At 60.6% G+C, this 19,178-nt stretch carries 21 protein-coding genes; 2 read left to right on the top strand and 19 right to left on the bottom strand.

What is annotated here, in order from left to right; all coding sequences use genetic code 11:
* Window positions 1-137: 137 nt before the first annotated feature.
* The 19 genes from IVB50_RS41315 to IVB50_RS41225 all read right to left on the bottom strand — a co-directional run bounded on the left by IVB50_RS41315 (window position 138) and on the right by IVB50_RS41225 (window position 17,842).
* A complete protein-coding gene (locus IVB50_RS41315) occupies window positions 138-560 on the bottom strand; it encodes a hypothetical protein (protein ID WP_247300378.1) in 423 nt (140 codons plus the stop codon).
* 11 nt (window positions 561-571) lie between these two features.
* On the bottom strand, window positions 572-793 hold the full coding sequence (locus tag IVB50_RS41310) for a hypothetical protein (protein WP_247300377.1): 222 nt from the start codon (window positions 791-793) through the stop codon (window positions 572-574).
* 911 nt (window positions 794-1,704) lie between these two features.
* Complete coding sequence (locus tag IVB50_RS41305; RefSeq protein WP_247300376.1) at window positions 1,705-1,890, bottom strand: hypothetical protein; 186 nt, start codon at window positions 1,888-1,890, stop codon at window positions 1,705-1,707.
* A 460-nt stretch (window positions 1,891-2,350) separates the two neighbouring features.
* Window positions 2,351-2,527: a hypothetical protein gene (locus IVB50_RS41300; protein ID WP_247300374.1), complete on the bottom strand. Its 177-nt coding sequence runs from the start codon at window positions 2,525-2,527 to the stop codon at window positions 2,351-2,353.
* Window positions 2,528-3,736: 1,209 nt separating this feature from the next.
* Window positions 3,737-4,252: a hypothetical protein gene (locus IVB50_RS41295; RefSeq protein WP_247300372.1), complete on the bottom strand. Its 516-nt coding sequence runs from the start codon at window positions 4,250-4,252 to the stop codon at window positions 3,737-3,739.
* 194 nt (window positions 4,253-4,446) lie between these two features.
* Window positions 4,447-5,625: an LPD7 domain-containing protein gene (locus tag IVB50_RS41290; protein ID WP_247300370.1), complete on the bottom strand. Its 1,179-nt coding sequence runs from the start codon at window positions 5,623-5,625 to the stop codon at window positions 4,447-4,449.
* Complete coding sequence (locus IVB50_RS41285) at window positions 5,609-7,555, bottom strand: type IV secretory system conjugative DNA transfer family protein (RefSeq protein ID WP_247300367.1); 1,947 nt, start codon at window positions 7,553-7,555, stop codon at window positions 5,609-5,611. Before IVB50_RS41285 ends, IVB50_RS41290 begins: the two co-directional genes overlap by 17 nt.
* Window positions 7,521-8,552, bottom strand: coding sequence for a P-type DNA transfer ATPase VirB11 (virB11, locus tag IVB50_RS41280; protein WP_247300366.1), 1,032 nt, complete (start codon window positions 8,550-8,552; stop codon window positions 7,521-7,523). The genes IVB50_RS41285 and virB11 overlap by 35 nt, the downstream gene beginning before the upstream one ends.
* Entirely contained in the window at window positions 8,549-9,691 is a 1,143-nt protein-coding gene (gene virB10, locus IVB50_RS41275) for a type IV secretion system protein VirB10 (protein WP_247300363.1), read from the bottom strand. Before virB10 ends, virB11 begins: the two co-directional genes overlap by 4 nt.
* 11 nt (window positions 9,692-9,702) lie before the next feature.
* On the bottom strand, window positions 9,703-10,554 hold the full coding sequence (gene virB9, locus IVB50_RS41270) for a P-type conjugative transfer protein VirB9 (protein ID WP_247300362.1): 852 nt from the start codon (window positions 10,552-10,554) through the stop codon (window positions 9,703-9,705).
* Window positions 10,551-11,222: a virB8 family protein gene (locus tag IVB50_RS41265; protein ID WP_247300360.1), complete on the bottom strand. Its 672-nt coding sequence runs from the start codon at window positions 11,220-11,222 to the stop codon at window positions 10,551-10,553. The genes virB9 and IVB50_RS41265 overlap by 4 nt, the downstream gene beginning before the upstream one ends.
* A gap of 350 nt (window positions 11,223-11,572) precedes the next feature.
* Complete coding sequence (locus IVB50_RS41260; RefSeq protein WP_247300358.1) at window positions 11,573-12,559, bottom strand: type IV secretion system protein; 987 nt, start codon at window positions 12,557-12,559, stop codon at window positions 11,573-11,575.
* Window positions 12,560-12,570: 11 nt separating this feature from the next.
* Window positions 12,571-12,816, bottom strand: coding sequence for an EexN family lipoprotein (locus IVB50_RS41255; RefSeq protein ID WP_247300356.1), 246 nt, complete (start codon window positions 12,814-12,816; stop codon window positions 12,571-12,573).
* On the bottom strand, window positions 12,813-13,451 hold the full coding sequence (locus IVB50_RS41250) for a type IV secretion system protein (protein ID WP_247300354.1): 639 nt from the start codon (window positions 13,449-13,451) through the stop codon (window positions 12,813-12,815). The genes IVB50_RS41255 and IVB50_RS41250 overlap by 4 nt, the downstream gene beginning before the upstream one ends.
* 80 nt (window positions 13,452-13,531) lie before the next feature.
* The gene (locus IVB50_RS41245) at window positions 13,532-15,898 is read right to left on the bottom strand and encodes a VirB4 family type IV secretion/conjugal transfer ATPase (protein WP_247300352.1); all 2,367 of its coding nucleotides are present in this window, start codon (window positions 15,896-15,898) and stop codon (window positions 13,532-13,534) included.
* Window positions 15,891-16,229, bottom strand: a complete 339-nt coding sequence (locus tag IVB50_RS41240) for a type IV secretion system protein VirB3 (protein WP_247300350.1) — start codon at window positions 16,227-16,229, stop codon at window positions 15,891-15,893. The genes IVB50_RS41245 and IVB50_RS41240 overlap by 8 nt, the downstream gene beginning before the upstream one ends.
* Window positions 16,229-16,525 (bottom strand): TrbC/VirB2 family protein, encoded by a 297-nt coding sequence (locus tag IVB50_RS41235; RefSeq protein WP_148777327.1) that lies wholly within the window; start codon window positions 16,523-16,525, stop codon window positions 16,229-16,231. The genes IVB50_RS41240 and IVB50_RS41235 overlap by 1 nt, the downstream gene beginning before the upstream one ends.
* A gap of 74 nt (window positions 16,526-16,599) precedes the next feature.
* A complete protein-coding gene (locus tag IVB50_RS41230) occupies window positions 16,600-17,166 on the bottom strand; it encodes a type IV secretion protein (protein WP_247300348.1) in 567 nt (188 codons plus the stop codon).
* Window positions 17,167-17,206: 40 nt separating this feature from the next.
* Window positions 17,207-17,842 (bottom strand): acyl-homoserine-lactone synthase, encoded by a 636-nt coding sequence (locus IVB50_RS41225; RefSeq protein ID WP_247300345.1) that lies wholly within the window; start codon window positions 17,840-17,842, stop codon window positions 17,207-17,209.
* Between the two features lie 424 nt (window positions 17,843-18,266).
* Here IVB50_RS41225 and IVB50_RS41220 point away from each other — a divergent pair, with 424 nt between their 5' ends.
* Both IVB50_RS41220 and IVB50_RS41215 read left to right on the top strand, forming a co-directional pair.
* A complete protein-coding gene (locus tag IVB50_RS41220) occupies window positions 18,267-18,965 on the top strand; it encodes a LuxR family transcriptional regulator (protein WP_247300343.1) in 699 nt (232 codons plus the stop codon).
* A gap of 48 nt (window positions 18,966-19,013) precedes the next feature.
* Window positions 19,014-19,178 (top strand): transposase (locus tag IVB50_RS41215; protein WP_247296928.1); only part of this gene is annotated, 165 nt, incomplete at its 3' end.

Below are 19,178 nucleotides of genomic sequence, written 5' to 3'. Positions count from 1 at the left end.
GGTCATTCGCGTCGGTTGGCCGACACTTAGCGACTTCCGGTCTAGCCCGGTGAACGGACATGTAGCGGCAGCCCGTCACGGAAGCGAAGGCCCCATAGGCGACGTCAGGCCCAAACTTGACTGACACAACGCCGCGGCTAGCGAAGCGGGCGGGACCGGCTGAACAAGAAACGGCTGGGAGTGAACTTTCGGGCTACTGCGAGCGCGCTGCCCTCGCACGTTTCGAGCGCGATCTTCTGGGCCAGCATGACGTCTGCAATCGGAAGGTCGCCAACGGGCAGGAAACACAAGCCGATCCTTGGACGGCCGTTTTCGCCGATCTCGCAGACATTGGCAGCCGCTCCCGCATAGATTCTGTAGCGGTTGCCCGTGTCGCCGCCGACCACATCGAAATAGCCCGTCTGCGCGAATTGCCGCCGCTGGACGGGCGAGAGGTGCTGCCGCAGCAGTAGCAGCGCGCGTCCTTCCGGAGTCCTCTCGGCGCCGTGTCGAATGAACAGCGCCTTTGCGGCCCTCCTCCGTGAGCGTTCACCCGGCCGCGACCGCCTGAACAGCCACATAGCTCAGCGATTCAGCCGCCGACCAGCCGGGGGAAGAAGAGAGTTTCTTCCGCAGTGGGGTCGAACGATCGGATCCGCGACACCTGACCTGAACCGGTCCGGACCGCGGCGGTGAAGCCGACGTTCGTCAGCTCGCGAAATCGCTGCTCGGCCTTGGCTAGTTCTCGTGCATCGTCCGCGTCGAAGAAGTGACGGCTGTCGCCGGTACTGTCCATCACAGTCTGGATCGGCATGCGGATCTCTCCTTGTTGATCATGACTGAATATTGTTGCAGCTCTGAAGTTCCTCGATCCGCACCAAAGCTACTGCCTTTCGCGCCTCGCAACCAAGGCTTCGGTATGGTGGTACGCAGATGGCCCGCAAGTCAGGGCGCAGTTTTTGTGGACTGCGGCGAACAGCATCAGCCCGCCACAGCATCACCGGATATGGCCATTGGTCGAAAGTCGGTCCGCATCCTTCCACAAACCAGCTTTCGCATTCACATACGATAATTCACCTGATGGGGAGCGCAGGTACGCTCTGAGCGGGGCCTTGTAGAGAGGCTTTCATGCCGTACTACGAATTCGAGCTTGTCACCGATGCAACATGCCAGCATCAGGGCGGAATGATCTTAGAAGATCGACAAGGAGCGGCGGACCAAGCAGAACGTCTCGCGGCGGAGCTCACGCTGGTGCGACCAGAACTGATGTCCCACAATTCTGCAATTCGGGTTCGAGATCACAGCAACGCTGAAATCTATCGCACTGCGCTAGATGCTCTGGCAATCCGGAAACGTCACCCAGGTCCCGGCACACCATTGTACTCACGATAGCAAAACGTTCGTGCTGCCGATTGGACATTCATCCGGCTGCATCAGCAACTGCACCCAAGCTCACCGAGGCGGGTTCAATTCGCCTGCAAGCCAACCGACTGCATCTGTCTTCATTGGATCCACAGCGAACGACACCGTCTGGGTACGTTCGCAGGTCGAGCATTCGAACGTGCGCTTCTCGAATCTGGACTTGCCGGGAGAGATGCGCACCAATGCCATCCGGTGTTTGCATACCGGACACATCGGCCGTTCGTTGATACAGGCAGTCATCCACTGGCCCCAAAGAATACTCATTTACCCCAATCCGATTTTCGAAACGACAAATGGTGAGCGCTAGGCAGCAGCTAAGTCATGCTGACCAGGGGTGAAGCAGCCTTCAATGTCGGTTGGGAGAGGAGTCGCCGCCAAATGCTCCCAGTATTCTGCCTCGGCGAGCAGTTTCCAGCTTCTGTCAGGATGAAGCGCGACACTCTGCCGACAGAGCGCCGCCATCGCGCGCAAGCGCTGTGCGGTTTCCATTCCAGCCTCTCATGTTTTCCCCACCTTATTTTTTGCTTTTACGTTGGAGTCATTATGATTATGCGTCAGAATTAATTTTTGTTTTCTCCGACCGCGACTCGATACGCGCTTGCTGCGGTTGGCTTTCGTTTCGAGCGCCAACGCTGTTCATTTAGCGCAATGTTCCGACTGGACATTCGTCCTGGTTGAAACCGTTGTGCTCTGACGGACCACACGGCTCCGCTACCCCTTTTGCTGCACATGCGGTGCTCGCGAACGATACAGGGAAGAATTTCGGCGCGGAGAGAAGGACCTCTTCAGCCCTGGCCTGATCAAGCAATTACGCCTTGGAACGCGCGCTTGCTCCACCATCTGCGGTCGCCCCAGGGGAAACGCCCCCAGAGCGTCCGCCATCGCAATTCTCAGTTGCCTTAAAGATCATTATGGCCGGACTTTTGACTTCCTCAAATGGAGCTGCGAGTCAGGTTTGATCATCATCGCCATCGTCCTGATCGCCTTCGTCCGAATCGACGACCATAGCTTCGATGTAGTCACGGCAGGCATCCCGCAGCGTGCGACCCGATGTCGGATCGTCAGGGAAAACACCATCCCCCCGGTCTTCCTTCCACAGATGGAAAAGGGGCGATGTGAGCGACATGACGCTCGCGCGTGCTGCACGATATCCGTGCGGCTACACAACGCAGTTTCAGCGGTCGATAAGTTATCGTTGACTCTCCTTTTGGAAAGCCGCCGCACCGCTTAGCCTCGTGGTGGCCGGCACCACCCGTAAATTTCCCAAGTGCCGGCAACCCGGCGCAATGGTTAGGTTGCGGCAGGTTTGAGCGCCGCATCATGAAAACACAAAAGCCAAAGCAATGGGCCGACCGCGAGCTCCAGCAATTATCCAAGCTGGCCCGAGCAGGCGCTGGCGTATCGAAGATCGCAGCCGAGCTGGGCCGTCACGCAGGATCGGTGAGGCGAATGGCGCGAAGGATAGGGATACTGTTGAAGAAGTAGCCGTTGAGGAAGCTCCGCATGCCTCGCGCGAATGATGGCAGCACGGCTCACCTACAACCCAAAACTGCGACTAATCTGCCGCACAAGCCTGCGCGCAGCGTCAGTATTTCGACCGGTCACCCCAAATAGCGCGATAGCAAAACCTCTAAACATGGTGGTGGACCGGGTTGCCCCGGCTCCGAGGGATTGGGGGAGCTGGAGCACGACTGCATTACCCACTTTGGGGCCGTGTGCCGGGAACACTCGGTAATCAGCGAAGCGTTCCAACGCCGCACCGTCGCAAAGACTAGCGGCCTCTGCCAGAGCCTCGGACGAAGTAAGGGAAGGCTAAAGTTCGCGTGCCACAACTTCAAAGAGATGAACGGACTGGGGAAACTGGAAAACGCGTATGCCGCGATGGCGCTCGCGAACCGGGCGGAGCGGTTTCGACGGTGACCAGTACGCTCCGCTCCGCTTCGAGCACGCGCGCCCGAAGACACTCCAGTTCGGACAATTGAGACGTAAGCTGTTCTAGACGCTCATGCAGCCGTACAATGGCGTCAACCGCTGGACCGGGATATTCACGCATGTCGTGTACCTGTGAAAAAGCGCCGAAGTGGGACCCCTGCTACGTTAAAGCCATCCCGTTGATCTAGTTCGTGAACTGACAGACAACCGGGTCCCGATCGGCGCCGATCCGGACCCCACCCGAACGAATTTCCTTGTGCTACATCAATGCATTGCGGTCATCTCAGCGGGGGGTCCCACTTCGGTGCTTATTCACATGCGCCGTTCCCAGGCGTTCTCTTTACAACCATAATCGCGATTCCAGGTTGTATTTTCAACGTCAACGAGAACGGCAGCCGAACGGTTAGCGAACGCGGTGTGATACAGCGTTCTTCAGGAGGAACGCTCTCAGTACTGGGGCCTCTTCAAAAGCTCCGGCAGCCGGGAGATTGCCTCTGCAATCCTTCTCGCCTCGTAAGGAATTGCTCGGCGTATTGATACGGGCGTTGGTGAAGGTCTTCGCGTGGGGGACAGAGCAGACGGAGAAGCCGTTGGCGTCCTTTACGCGGAAACATTGCTCCTCCTCCACCATTACCCACGGCGCCGGAACCGCCGAAGGTTGTCCATTAGGCCCTGGCTTGGCCGGAGTGCCTCGTATCCGTTTGCCGGAGTCGTAGGTGGGGCCTTCCTTCGCCGTTCGCACTTGCCGGTCATGCTCAGCGCAAAGGTCGTCAACCTTGCCCATCATCCGCTGAAGCAGCGTCTCAGCCGAAGCGGTCGGTACCCCGGCCCGTTGAAGCTGGAGGATTTCCTTGCGCTGGCGGCCAATCTGCGCGCGCATGCGCTCGATTTCCGAGCGGAGATAGTCGAGTGTGGGCATGAGCAAACCTGGGATGCTGCCCGAACAGACATTAGAAGCCTCGGAAAACGTACTGCCTAGGGCCCACCCCGGGGGTGCAGCCGGGGGTCAGTCCGGGTAAATGGAAAACAGTACAACAGATACAATGATGCATGGCGGAGAGAGTGGGAGTCAAACTCACGATTTTTGACCCGACGACTTTCTCTGGCATGCCCTCAGCGTTCCCTTTCCTGAAATCTCTCGCGCCCGCCAGTCTGGTTTCGCCTGACATCGACTTTATCGCTCTTGGATCGATGTCGATCTTGAATCGGTTCTGCCACCGTCGCGCGCGTGAACGAATGTCCCCGCTCGAGATGTCCGGCAATGCGGTCCTTGACCGCTTCCATGATGTTTCGCCGCGCCCGCTCGTCCTCCGGAAACGCGCGTTCTACCAGCTTCTCAATGATGACCATCTTCGATTGTGCCGCGATCAAATCGGCATCGCGCGCCGCCGTCTGCCGATCGGCCGAGCGGAATTTCTCCGCCGTCACACGCCAGCGGTTGCGGGGCACCTGCCGGCGCGCGGACCGTGCATTTCCGGTTGCTGCGTCGATGATCTTGATATCTTTAAGGACGCGTTCGACGCCCTCGCGGCGCACTTGGACTCGGTCGCCCGGCCCTGTCTTGCTGTCCGCGACCGCCTTTTCCAGACCCACGCCCCACAGTTTATGCTGCTGGCCATTGTCGAGCTCGAGAGCCAAGTAGGTCGACATCTCGGCGTTGTTCCGATTGCCGTAAGGTGCCCGGCCGAGCTCGATCAAACGTCCCGAAACGCCTTTGTCGTAGTCGACTCTTGCCGAGGGCTCGTCCCTGTCAAAAGCTGAACGAACCTCCTCCTGATGCGCGCGAGGACGTGTTCGGTTCCAGACGGCTTGCCGATCAGCCAGCGCCTGCCGATCGAGATCAGTCGGCTGATGCCCCTGCACTTCGATTCCGCGGGTACCAGCCTCAAGCCAGGCCTCGCGTCGGAATTCCGCGGAGCCGCGGACGTGAAGTGCCTCCCATTGGCGATGTTGTGCCACGCTGACCATGTCCCGGATTACTTCCGCTGCGGCCAGCCGGGTGACCAGTCGATCTTCCGTGATTTTGAAGGCCAGATACTCGCCACGTTCGTCGGCATAGAAGCGCGTTTCCCCGCTATGCCGGTCTCTTCCAGCCTCATTTGAAATGACGTAATATTTGCGACTGATACGCTCGGGGAGCGCATTGTCATCAACTATCGCGGCGGACGACCTGGCAGCCGTCTTTGACTTCGTTTCCGCCTGGTCGCCCGGTTCGTTTCTCTCCGGACCGCGCCCTGTGCGATCTTGCCGTTCAAGGCTGAAGTCCTCGCTGTTGTCACGCTTGTCGTTCATGCTGCTGCCCGTTCTGCTTGCGGCCGGACCGTCGCGCCGGCGTAATGGCCTGGGCGTCGATGTAGTTCAGGGTCCAGGCCTTTAACTCTTCCTCGGAGAGCCCTTCGAGGTCCACGTCCACGTCGCCAAAGTCGAAACTGGCGCCCTCAGGAATCGCGGATGGATCGGCGACCTCCTCGTCGGTCATCGGCCGCGAGCGAAAAACGGCGCGCAGTTCAGCGACCTCGGAGCGAAGCTCCTTGAGTTCTGCATCCAGCAGCGCATTCGAGCGACCCTTGGGCATCTCAGGAGCCGGCGGCGGCAGCAGACGCCGCAGGAATGCCTTGTCCTCGTAGTACACGATCTTGTCGGCAATAACGGGTGGAATCCCGGACGCAAGGATGAAAGCCTTGGATTTCGGCAAGAGCTTCAATTCCTGCGGCAACATCAGGGCGCGACGATGCTCGGAGACCGTCTCGCTCATCGAGCGCATCGCAAGCCCTTTTGGTCCGCTGCGGCTGCGCGCCTTCACCGTGTCGTAGCCGATCCGCTCCGAGAGCTCATTGGCCACGTCCTGCTCCTTCGGAGCAAAGACGGCCTCGACGGCATGGTTGGTCATGAAGTTGCGCGCGGCGTCGGTCCCGTAAATCGCGCGCAGTTGCGCCGGGCTTTGGATAATTGTGAGGAGGCGGATGCCGTATCCGGCAATGAAGGCCACCGATTTCGCGAGCACGTTGACATTCCCCAGCGCCGGAAATTCGTCGAGCAAGAGCAGCACCTTGCGATTAAGCTTGGGATTCTGTTCCGGCAGTTCGCGGGTATTGAGATCGACCACCTGCTGGAAAAACAGATTAAGAAGCGGCGCCATGCGGTCGAGATTGTCGGGTGTGACCCCGAGATAGATCGACATTGGCCGTTGCCGCAACTGCCGCAGATCGAAATCGTTGGTCGATGTCGCTGCATCGATGCGCGGGTTGAGCCAGAGACCGAGCCTTGCGGTAACCGTCTTGCGCACCGAGTTCATGGTGTTTTCGGAAGCGGCGAGGAAGTCGTTTAACGCGGTTATGCAATGCCGCGACAGTGGCGAAGGGCCTGACTTGCGAGCGGAGATGATGTTCTCGAAATGAGACTTGAGGTCGCTGGCCGCAGACAGCTGGTGCAGAATCTCGCCGATCGTCAGGGGCAAGCCAGGCGTTTCCGCGACATAGCCTCCGATCGCTACAAAGGCCGAACGTGCCGCCTCGAACCAGAACGGATCGCCTCGGCTTTCGGCCGGAAACAGCATCACCGCGATGCGCTGGAGATCGTCATAGAGATCGGCGGGATCGCTGCGGACATAGCCCAGCGGATTATAACGCGCCGTGCGACCGTTTTCCTCGAGCGGGTCGAACAGATGGACCTCCTGCCCATGGGCGGCGCGAAATCCCGCCGAACGATCCCAGTTCTCTCTCTTCACATCCAGCACGACAACTGAATCCGGCCAATTGAGCAGATTCGGAATGACGTAGCCGACGCCTTTGCCGGCGCGAGTTGGGGCGTAGACCAGGACATGCTCCGATCCGCCAAAGCAGAGCAGTTTGCCGTCCTTGCGGCCGAGCAGCACGCCTTCCTTGGACCGCAGGCCGGCGGCCTTGATCTCGCGCTCCGAGGCGAAACGGGCGCTGCCATGAAGCGGCAGAGGTCGCTGCCGGAGGATAGCGCCGAGCAGGCCAAAGACGACGATCACCCCGGCCAGGGTTGAGAGTGTCAGCCAGCGGTCAAAGCGTGGGTCAGTGCCGTATCGGGGCCAGCCCGTGGCGATCTCGGACCAGTGGATGCCTCCATCGTGATGCCTGAGCCCGAGCAGCAGAACATTTGAGGCGACCAACAGAAACAGCCCGATGGCGCCGACCGCAAGCGCAGTACCGAGCGCGAACCTAGTGGGCGTGGTCGCGTTTGCGAATGGGGTCATAATAGATTTCCGAGATGCGGTACCGGCCGTCTCGCTTCTGCAGCTGGACGACGACGTCGACCAGAAGCAGCAGGAGCGAGCGGATATCGTCGCGATGAAGGTCACGGCCTTCCGCACTTTCCTTCACCAACAAGGTCAATTGCTCGAAGGCGAGCCGGGCGCTATCGGCGTGGACCGTCGTGATGGACCCCGGATGTCCGGAGTTCACATTCCTCAGATAGAAGAACGCGGTCCCATCCCGAAGCTCCTGCAGCAGGATCCGATCCGGCCGCATCCGCAAGCACGACTCGAGCAGTTCGCGCGGTCCAATCTTGGCGACGCCCTGCCCGTCCTTGGCATAGAGCAGCCGCACGCAATTCTGATGCGGGATGACAAGCTCGGCGGTATCCTCAATCGTGATGAGCCGCTCCTGCGGCGGGATCGCCGCGATCAGCGCCTTGGACAGGGTGGTCTTGCCGGAACCGGTTGCGCCAGAAATGAGAATGTTGCGGCGAGCTCTCACGGCCAGCTCGAGGAACTCGCGCCATGCGCCGGCTTCCTTTAGGGCAAGTAAGCGATGCTCGTCAGGGCTGAGCTCATTACCGGTCACACGGATCTCGTCGAACAGCTTTGCCTGCTCGAAGGCGTCAAGCGTCATGGTCAGGGTCGAGGGCTTGCGGATCGTCAGACTTATCGTCCCGGTCGGCACAGCCGGCGGGACCACGATCTGACAGCGCTCCTCGCCGATCAGGGTCGTCGACACCACTGGATGCTCCGGACCGATGTCCTGGCGGGTGTGACCGGCGGCGGCAGTCGCCAGATGCGACAGATAAGCGTGCGTCAACGCCGGCGCGTCATGCCGGGTCCAACCTCCGGGCCCTTCCACGAGGATCTCGCCAGGGCGGTTGACGACGATTTCGGTCAGGCTCTTGTCCGCCAAGTATGGCGCCAGCGGCTCGAGATAGCGCTCCAGGACAAGGCGCCCACCATCGCGTTCAATCGATGCCACCTGGCTCATTTCGTCACCATAGCCGGGGCCACGATGCCACCAGGGATGGTGCGGTCGAGAATCTGGGTCCGGGTCTCAATTCGCCGAAGTTGATAGACCGAGGAGAAATCGACGTCGCGTGCGACAAAGATATTGACGAGTTCGCCCTGGTTCTTGTTCAGCGTCGGCGGGATGTTGATCGACTGATCGACAGCGATAGCGGCGGCCGTATTGGTGGCCCCCGCGGTGTTGTTGATTTGGATGGAGCCGTCCCGCATCTGCTGACGGCCGATCGATGAGGCATCGCTGACGATCGAGAGCAGGAGCGCCGAGCCAAACCGCTCAAAGAAGTGGGTGTCAATGTCACCGTCGAAGCCGGCGCGGCCCAGCGCATCGGTGGCAGGCGAGGACAGGGCTGCAATCACGCCGGTCGGCGTCTTGGCGCGGGTCCACAGCACGAACAGGCGCTTTGAACCGCGCCGCACATTGCCGCGATACTCGCCAACCACTTGCGTGCCTTTTTCCATCAAGACCACGTTGCCGGAGTCCGACATCACGTCGCGTATGACGACGCAGGAGACGAAGCCAGCCACATCAGACGACATCGCGGTTTCCAGTACGCACGGAATTGAAGTACCCTGGGTGACGAGCAGATTGCGGTTGGGAAGCCGCGAGGCGCGCATGCCCTCGATCGGAGTGGGCTTCAGCTTGTCGGCAAGATCGTTGCGCGGCTCGCCCCGTCCAAACTCATAGGGCTCGGTCAGGACGCTTCCGGTGGCGCTATCGCGGGCGGGGCGCCCGGAAGAAATCGGCCGATTATAAGCGAGTACCGGCGCGCGCCGCGCGCTCTCCAGGAGTTGGTCGGACGCCGGTGCCGGTGCCGCCGGGGCGGCTGCGACCGGTATCGCTATCGAAGCTGTGGTGATCGGTGCCGACGGCGGTTCCGGGGCGGGTTCGAAGGCCGCTGCCGGCCGGATCATGAGCTTGCGAGCGGAGTCGCTCACCGGCTTATCACTCTTCCAGGTGCTCCAGATGATCAGAAAGGCAAAAGCGGTCAGCGCCAGCGCGCCGAAGCCGCGCTTGAGCATCGCCGTTCGACCATTCTCCCCTCCTCCCACGGGGGTAATGCCGCGGTCGCCGGCAATCGTCTCATCGTCATGCTCGGTCATGTCGCGCCCGCCTATCGTGACTTCAGGGATGGAGGTGATTTGTTCGCCCGCCGCTCGATCGAGGGGCTGGTGGTATTGGTGCCGGGGTTGATTCCCACCGCGTCGAATGCCTCGTTGAAAATGCAGAGCATGTTGTCGCCCTTGCGCAGCCGAAACTCTCGTGCCGTGGCATGAACGACCACGAGCTCGCCGCGGACATCCTTAGGCACCAGGCTTTCCGAGCCGTCGGAGTTGATCAGATAGATCGCCGGGATTTCGCGATTGCCGGCGAAGCGGAAGGTGGTCTCCTTGCCGTCGTCGAACACGGCTTCCGGCTCAAGATCGATCGAGCCCTGCGCCGAAAATCGCCAGTTGCGCACCCCATAGGCATGATGCAGGTCGAAGGTCTGCTCGATCAGTGCGCCTTCCCGCTCGGCGCCCCGCGCGGCCGCTTCCATGCGCCGGCGCTCAAGCTCGTCGCCGGGATAGGCGAAGCGGACAACGAAATAACTGTCCGCCAGCGTGGTCTCGGCGATCGACAATTCGAACTGGTAAGAGCGCTTGCGGCCGTCAGGGCGGGTGGTCACAACCTGCAGATTGGTCGGCGGATGCTTTTCGCGCGGCTTGAGGAACAGGATCGAGCCTGCCGGGGCAACCTCCCATGCGACGGAGTCGCCGATCGCGACATGCGCGACCTCCTCGTCATCAGCAAACAAAATCTGGGTTGAAGCCCGGATGACGCCGTTGACCCGCACCACGTTGGCCGGATCGTAAGCGACCGTGCGCACGCGAGCGTCGTGTTGACCAGGTGCTGGCTGCTGCAGCGCCAGCACCGGCCCCGCGAATCCCAGCGCAAACGTCATCAGAAGAACGAAACGTCTCATGGCACGACCTCCGGATCGGCGCGATATTCCGAGACCAGGAAGCCGAGGGGATTGACGAGACGGTCGGCCGAGGACATTGGCGCGTTCGCATACGCAAACGTCAGGGTCGAGACCCAATGGGTGATGCGGGTTTCCTCGCCCTTGCGGCTCTCCTTCATGAACCGTACGGATGCGACGTTGTCGGCCAGGAGCGAGATCGCCTTGATGCGCACGGTGGCGACCCCGAAGCGGCCTTGAACAACTTGCGGGCTTTCGGGATTGGAGCCCCGGTACCAGGCGGCGAAGCGCGCTTGCTCGCCCGATCCGGACAGCAAGGAAATGGTTCGGAAGTTAGCTTCAGCCTCCGCATAGCTGTAACCCTCGCGTGCACGCACGTAGCGGCCGAGAAAATACTTGGTCACGGCCTCATCGTAGCGCGCCGGCGTCGATTTGAGCGCGGAGACCGTGTCAACGATGCCGGTGGCATTATCGACCCGGATGACGAACGGCTCGACTGTCTTGAGCGGCGCAAGGGCCGCGACCGCACCGACCGAGGCGGCCGCCAATACGCAGGCACCCGCGGCGATCACCCATGCAGTTCGGCGCGAACGATGGGCCGATAGCAACAGATCCTGTTCCCACCGGCGCGCGTTGTCGAAATAGGTCTTCAGATCATCCTGCCGGACCATCTCACGCCTCCTTGCCGCAGGCGCGGTAAGAGGCTGCAATGTCCCACCGAGAGCTCGAATTGGCGGTATGGCTGGACGGCGCGGACGGGCTGGCGTCGCCTTTGCGGATGATGGGTGGTGGTGCCGATGGCGGAATTGGCGGCTCGGGTGCCGCCAATGGCGTGCCGTTCTCCCAATCCCAAAGTGAACGATTGAGCGGTCGGCGCGTCAGACCATCACAGGACGGCGGCCCCTTTGACCAGTTCGCGCAGCCCCCAAGCTGCCATGGGATAACGCAAATGATGAATAGTCGACGCCACATCGTTCTGATGCCCCTGTCTTTCTTGTCGCCTGATGCCGGCGATTTTTGCTTACGCTGTCGTAGTGCCCTGGGATCGGACCCGTCGCATACTGCCGCCCTGCCGGCTGCCTCTGACTGCGGCAAGCCCGCGGGTGGCTGACCAGCGGGCGCCGGCATAGGCGCCACCTGCAGCCGCCGTGGCATTGGCAATCAGGGGACTTGTGACCAGCCGGCTTGCGAGCGATGCCCCACCCCCGGCGAGACCGCCTGCGATGATCGGCAGTTGCAGGGAGATGTATCCGGACAGGCCGAGCACTGCGCTGATCGCGACCGCGGCCACGATCATCTCGCCGGCTGTCCCCGCATTGCCTGCGAACCTGTCGATAAAGCCGCTGACGGTCGTTAGCATCAGCCCGACCAGAGCGACCACCAGCACCAACAGGATCACGAAGTTGGCGACCTGCCGAAGCCAGGCTTCCGTAAACGGCCGCGTGGCCTCGAATAACCCCAGGGCAATGAAGATTGGGCCGAGCGCGATCACGACACCAAGACCAACCTTGGCGTAGAGCAGGATGGCAAATTGCAGGAAGGAGCCAACCGCCACGAAGACCAGGAGAATCGCGGCGATCAGCGCCGGTGCGATGTTGGTCAAACCGGCTTGTTCGTAAATCCTGTTGGCGACGTCGATCCCTTTGGAGAGAAGTTGATCGAAAGGCGCCCCGGAACTGGTGTTTAGTCCCGACCCCGCTAACGCATTGCCGATTTCCTTGGGCAAGGAGTCGAAGAAAAGGCCTGTGACGTATTGCTGGAACGCGCTTGAGTTGGTCGCGAGCAGAACCACGACCACGATCCGCATCGCCCGCCAGGCGAATTCCATGATCGGCTCAGAAATCGCGCCGCGCATCACAGCAAAACCGTAGAGGACGACATAGAGCATCACGGCGGCGCGCAGCGGGCCATCGATGTAGGACGTGAGATTCGACACCGACGTCGACACGAATGTCGTAATCGGTTCCTCGAACTCTTTCAGGAAACTGTCAAAGACGTTTATGGCCATCGCGGCGGTCCTTACTTCAGGGCGTCTTTCATCTCTTGGATGGTGATTTTGTTGCGCGCTTCATTCGCGTTGATGCAGTCGGGCGTGTTCCCACGTTCGCCTGGGTTATTGCGGCACGCCTTGAGCGTTGCTTGAAGCTCGTCCCGATGCTCGAAAAACCAGCTGACGGTCTTCGTCTGCTGGGTCGTATCGGATTCATTACAACCAGTAAGAGCGGCGGCAACAGCGATCAGCAGAATGGATGCTCTCAGTCTCATTGCAGCGCCGCTTTCATTTCATCGACCAGTTGCCGCTGTTTTTCGCGTTCCCGCTGCCCGTCCATGTCCGTGCGGGCCTGCTGGATCATCGCGAGGCCTTGCATCCGGAGCACATCGTTCTGGAGCAGCGCCTGTTCGGCCTGCAGCCGAGCTGACAAATCAAGGGTCTCCTTGACGTCTGTCGCACTGCTGATGCGAGTTCTGAGTTCCTCCAGGGCATCGATGCGCTGCGAGGCAGTGTCGTACACCGCCTGCCCCATGGAGTGCTTGGCGCCGGTCTGCCGCGCGATCCGGTCGAGCTCGCTCTGGTAATACGAATTGCCGCTGTTGCCGGCATATGCGCGGTTCTGCGAGAGATAGTGGTCGATCGCGTCGGCGAAGTTGCCGCCGCCCTGCCCCGCGACGAGACGTTCGATGTCTGAGAACTGCTGGGGCAGCGTCTTCCGGAACTGCGGTGTGTTCAAGAGCGACCCGATCTCGTTGGCGTTGGTCCGCTTGTTGAAGCTGTCATAGAGCTGCTTGGCCTGGTTCAATTGATCCTGCGCCACCTTGAGCTGCGACGTCAGGGTATCGACCTGCTTCTTCAGTTCGGTCAGTTGCTCAAATTGCCGCGCGAAGACGTTGGGATCGAACACAATCTCGGCTGCTGCCGGAGAGGCCATCAGAAGGGCCGCGACTGAGGCGGAGGCAAACATCGCTGACATGCGCTGAACCATCATCGGAGTTTCCTCCGTTCCGCTTGAAATACCGGCAGCCACTGGGCCGGATCGTCGCCGTATTCGGTACGAATGCGATCGAGCAGCTCGACCGTTTCCGTCCGCCCCGACAACACGGCGAGTGCGTCGTCGAAGCCGACGAGATCAAGTTCGGCCACCACCGAGTTGTGGCCCTGCTTGACCAGGAACCGCCGGCTTTCGGGTGCGAGCTCCTCCTTGATCAGGCGGAATTCAGTGTCCGTCAGATGGAAGCCGTCGACATAGTCCGACCGCGTTCCCCGCGCGTTCGGCAGGAAGATTTGCGTCGGGCATTGCTCCACAATGGTGTGCGCGATCGGCGAGGCCAGCGCATCGCGTGGCGACTGCGTGCCGAATACCATGACGCCATTCTGCTTGCGGATGGTTTTTAGTTTGTTGTTGGCGAGATCCCGAAATGCCTCATCTCCAAGCGCCTTCCAGAACTCGTCGATGTCGATGATCAGGCGCCGGCCGTCGATCAGCCGCTCGACCCGATGGAACAGATACATCATCAGCGGCGTGCGAACGGTCGGATGATCCAGGAGGTCGGTCATATCGAAGCCGATGAATCGGGCCTCCAAGGCGATGGCATCTTGCTCGCCATCGAGCACCCAGCCGAAAGGCGCGCCCCGGCACCATCGCTCCAACCGGGCACCAATGCCCTCGCGGTCCTGCTGGCCGAGAAAGGCTCGCAGCGCCCCGAACGAGCGTTCCGCTTGCCGCAGTTGACCAAGGGCCCGTAACCCGGAATCGATCCGCTCCTCCTCGGTCACCGTCAGCGGCCGGCTTTCCGGCGTGACGAGTTTCCGGATAAGTGCGCCGAGAAAGGACAGGTTCGCTGGCGTCAGCTCCAGCGCCTTGAGCGGCGCGCAGCCGGTCGCAAGGCCATTATGAAGTGTCAGATAGGTCCCGCCGGCAGCACGGACGAAAATCTCGGCGCCCCGGTCCTTATCGAAGAAGACATAGGTGGCGCCAAGCCGCTCGGCCTGCGACAGCAGGAAGTTCTGCACGACGGTCTTGCCCGACCCGGACGGGCCGCAGATGAAGGTGTTGCCGAGGTCGCCGTGATGGAACGAGAAGTAGTACGGCGAGCCGGAGGCTGTCTTCAGCATCGCAACCGCCGGACCCCAATGGTTGCCGGCGGCCCTCCCGGTCGGATAGGTGTGAAACGGGGAGAACGCCGCGAAATTGCGGGAGCTGATCGCCCCAGTTCGTGCCCGATATTTGAACAGCCCGGGGAGCTGGGCCCAATAAGCCGCTTCAAGTCCAAGATCTTCGCGCGCGACCACGCTACCGGCATCGGCCAGTGCTCGCCGTGCCACGCTCATATGTTCCTGTAGCTGGGAAGGCGTCTCCGCATAAATCAGCAGCGAGAGGTGATGATCGCCGAGCGCGAACCTATTGGATTCGAGATCGTCGAGCGCGTCAGAGAGCTCGTCGATCTGTGACGCGGCCGGATCCTGGGCCGAGACCAACTGGTTCTGCTTGCGGGTCAGGACTGTCTTGGCGTCCGCCTTCCCCAAAAACGCGAATGATTGCGTGACGATGAGCTCAAACGGCGCCGAAAGTAGCGCGTTCAACAGGCCAGGCCGGGTTGACGCTGGATACTCCTTGAGACCGAACATGCCAGCGAACCGCGATCCACCGGGACCGCGGATCTCGATGGCTTCGCGGCCGAAAATGACACGATTCGAATAGAGCGCGGGGCCGATCGGCCCTTGCGGCAAAGGGACCGGCAGCCACTCCCCGCTTGTGATGGCGTGGAGCAGTTCCATCGGTTCTGAAAACACGATCCCGTTGCGCTCGACTAATCCCATGGTCTGGGCACCGTAACGCTCCAGGGCCGCGACCATGTCGCGCCTGGCATCCTCGAGCCGCTTCAAGGCGTCGTTGTCGACTTCGACGGATTGCGCAGCGCGTCGGCCAAGCTGCTTGAAGAACGCCGCGGCGACGTCCGTGGTGGCGCGGCCGGGATGCCAAACCAGCGTCAGATAGAGATCGCTGCGAAAGAGCGCCTCGTGACGAAGCCGGTCGCGATATTGCGCGTCAAGTGCGGCTGCATATGTCGAGCGGAACGCACCGGCCGGATAGTCTGACGTCTGGCGGCGCACCAGATGGGTCCATAGCGCCAGCCGTGGATCCGCAACGTTGCGTAAGGTGAGGTTCAGCTTGGCGTGAAGGTCGTTCAGATCCGCCGTTTCGGCGGTTTCGAACGAAGTGCCGTCAAGCCTGATCGTCGTGAGCAGCGCTCGTGTCGTGAGACTGATCACCGTATCTGTGACATGCCGGGCGAACGGCAGGTAGACGTCAGGCCCGATCTCTCGGGTCTTAAGCGCTGCGTTACGCATAGCCAAGTTCTCTTGTTCGATATCGCCGAACGAGATTGAGCGGCGTGCAGGACGATCCGCCCCAAAATGACGCGTTGCGCGTGCGCCCTCGCGTTTCGATCCAGGCAAGCAGAATCCGGAACATGTTCGGGTCGTGGCGGCAGATGATGCGGCAAAGACCATGGATCGGAACCGCGACCAGGCCGTAGAGAATGCTGCCGGCTACCAGAAACAGGATGCAGGAAAACATCACGTTGAGCGCCATGGCCTCCATCGTGACGCCGGCGACCATGGCCGGACGCGTGCAGGCCAAAAACAAGGTGTCCTCCGTGAGACGCGCGGCCTCGGTCATCAATGACCCCCAGTCAAGGTCGAAACCACCTCGGAGGCGCCGAACGTGATGGCAACACCGAGCACGACATAGGCGGCCTTGCGCAGATCGAGGTAACCGAACATCCAGGCGATGCCGACGATGATGACGGCCAGCGTCGCCAGCAAGCGGGCGACGTTGCCGGTCAGCATGTTGACGATGTTCTGCAGCACGCCTTCGATATTCGCGGTCTGCGCAAACGCCGGCTCAACCAACGCGACGCTGAGGACGGCCCCCATGCAAAGGAGGGCAGCGGAGTGTTTAAGAGGAGAAGTCATGGCACGGCTCCGATTGGCACTGCAGCCGGACCCAGCCCGGACCGCGGTATTGAGTTGATGAAAAACGGCGATCCTCATCGTTCGTAAACAAAGGCTGACGTGCCTATTCCCGAGCGATAGACGTCCCAGGGCCGGCGCTCGGTAGAGGCGGCGGGTGGATTGATTGTCGTATCGCCGGTGGGGCGATCGCGACCGGTAGAAGCCATCGGCTCGATACGAGGCTCCGAGACGTGACCGGAAGCCTTCGGTGCGAAGCTCGCGACGACCTCGGCAATCGCCTGGTCGCGGTCTGCGCGTTTTAGGCTCGCCGCTTGCAGTCGTGCGTCGAACAATCTGCCAAGCCCGGCAATGTGCTGGCACGGATCGAAGGTGGTACTAGCCGTCAGCCCGGCGTTTCGTGTTTCCTCCGCATCAAGTTGACCGAGACCCGTTCGGACCTGCTGGCCGGTCGCGATGGCCTCAGTTGCGAGCTGGATGGCTTCGTCCCGATCAGTGGCCTGAATCGGAATTGGTTTGCGCTCCTGAATCGTGATGAGCAGCGGCTCGAACGAGCTCGCCTGCCGCACGATTGCCGTCAACGGCCGGACCATTGCCGTGGGGGCGCATCGTTCGACCAGGGCCGCGAATGCAGCCGGATCCATGGTTGAGAGCCTTCTTGTCAGGAGCTAAAGACGTTGGATGCTAGGCAGCGATCGCCAGGCTTGATGGCGCGTCAATCGCACCCCTTGAAATCTGCCCGGTCGCGCGGATCGCGCCGAGAGCCTCCTCGGTGATCGGCAACAATCCAGCGACGGCTTTGGTCGCCCCGATTTGACGAGGCGTCCCGAGGCGCTCGAGATGCCATCCGGCCCGGCGCAGGATGCGTTCCATGCGCAGGTCAGTGACGGTTGCGATGGCATGAAGATTGTGCTGCTGTCCCCATTCGATCATGGCTGCAAACAGCAGGAACGTCGCTTTGCGCAGACCATTCTCTGCTGTTGCCGCCGCACTTTTGGTGTCAACGCAGAAGCGCGAGCTCTCCCAGATCGTGGTCGCCACCGGCGCCGGGTTGCCATCTAGCAACATCGGGAACGTATCGGCGAGCATGTTGCGCCCGGTGGTGGGCAGCAGCCGAACACAACCAACAACGTCGTTCTGCTCGAGCACCAGGAGATAAGTTGGCTTAAAGGTGTCGTACTGATCGATCTCCAATCCGTTGCAGACAGAGACGTCCCAGTCGAGCCGTTCCTTGAACACACGCCCTCGCAGGCGGTGCATTCCTAGCGTTAGTTCGGAGTCGCGCAGGAGTGCCGCACGGCTACGCACAATGACCTTCATTCTTAACCTCAACCTTACGAATCACAGCTTCGAGATCAGGAAAGCAGCCACGGCCACGGCGTTGCGCTGTCAGTTCTGACAGGGCGCTATGGATCTGCTGGGTCACGAACCGTGTTCGCAGGCACGGCTATCCGCGCACGCACTTTGGAAACTGTATAAGTTCCGTGATGCGCGGATCTAATAGCGCAGAGAAGGAAATTCCTTAGCCTCCACGAAGTGGAGAAAATATTTTGTTTTGAGTGGCTGCAGTCAGAGGTTGTTCTCCTCCGTCGTATCTCCGCGTTGCTGCTGGTAGGTTTGACAGGGCAATATCGAATTGTTCGTGCCGCAAAGCTGCCGCAACGTTGCAATAAATGCCTGCACCTAGAGCGCGAATCATCAGAATATTCGCGTTGTGGGAACAAGAAAAGACTGAAGTGGCGCAATGAAAGATGTCAAAAGAGCATGCGATGAATTCGTCGATTGTCTGCACGCTGCCCATACGGAAGATGATTTTCGGCGTGTTGCGGAACGAGCTGCGCATGCCCTGGGATTTCGGTGGTTTGCCTATTTTGGTCAGCGCGCCAATGGCCCCATTTTGATTTCATCCTATCCGAAGAGTTGGACCAGCCACTATTTTCGCGAAGGCTATCACAACATCGATCCCGTTCTTCAGGAGCCGCGAAACACGAGCCGTGTGTTCCTGTGGGATGGACGTGAGGCGCGAAGCGCAAAGTCGGCGAAAGAGCGCCGCCTGTTCGATGATGCGCTCAGCTTCAAGATCAGGACCGGCCTGACCATTCGCATTCCCTCAAGCCAAAACCGGTTTGCGGCGTTCACGCTGGCGGTGGATGAGCGCAGCCTTGGACTCGATCGCTTCGTCGAGAGCTCGCAAGATATGTTGCAAGCGGTGGGGCTCACCTACCATGCCCATGTGAGCGCTGCCGGAATTGGACGGACGCCTCGGTACGCCCAGCAGGTCTGCACCTTGACCCAGCGCGAAAGGCAATGTTTGGGTTGGATCTCCGAGGGCAAGACGATGCAGGATATTGCTCAGCTCCTCGGTGTTAGCTCGAGCGGTGTAAAATTTCATTTGGATAATGCCCGGCGGAATCTTGCTGCATTAGGGTCTGTACCTAATTAGCGAGTTCTGATTCCCTCGTGCCAAGTTGATTCGGCACGGGGGACTTCGATGCGCAAAGGACTGTTCTGGCTCAACGACAAGCAGTGGGCTCAGATAGAGCCGCATCTGCCAACGAACCAGACCGGCCCGGCGCGCGAAGACGATCGACGCATTATCAGCGGTATCATTCACATGCTCCAGTGCGGCGCACGCTGGCGCGATTGCCCGTCCGAC

Origin of the sequence: Bradyrhizobium sp. 87 (assembly GCF_023073015.1) — a bacterium.
Classification (GTDB): Bacteria; Pseudomonadota; Alphaproteobacteria; order Rhizobiales; family Xanthobacteraceae; genus Bradyrhizobium; species Bradyrhizobium canariense_D.
The sequence above is the reverse complement of the archived record's forward strand: the minus strand, read 5'-3'. Positions and strand labels throughout refer to the sequence as shown.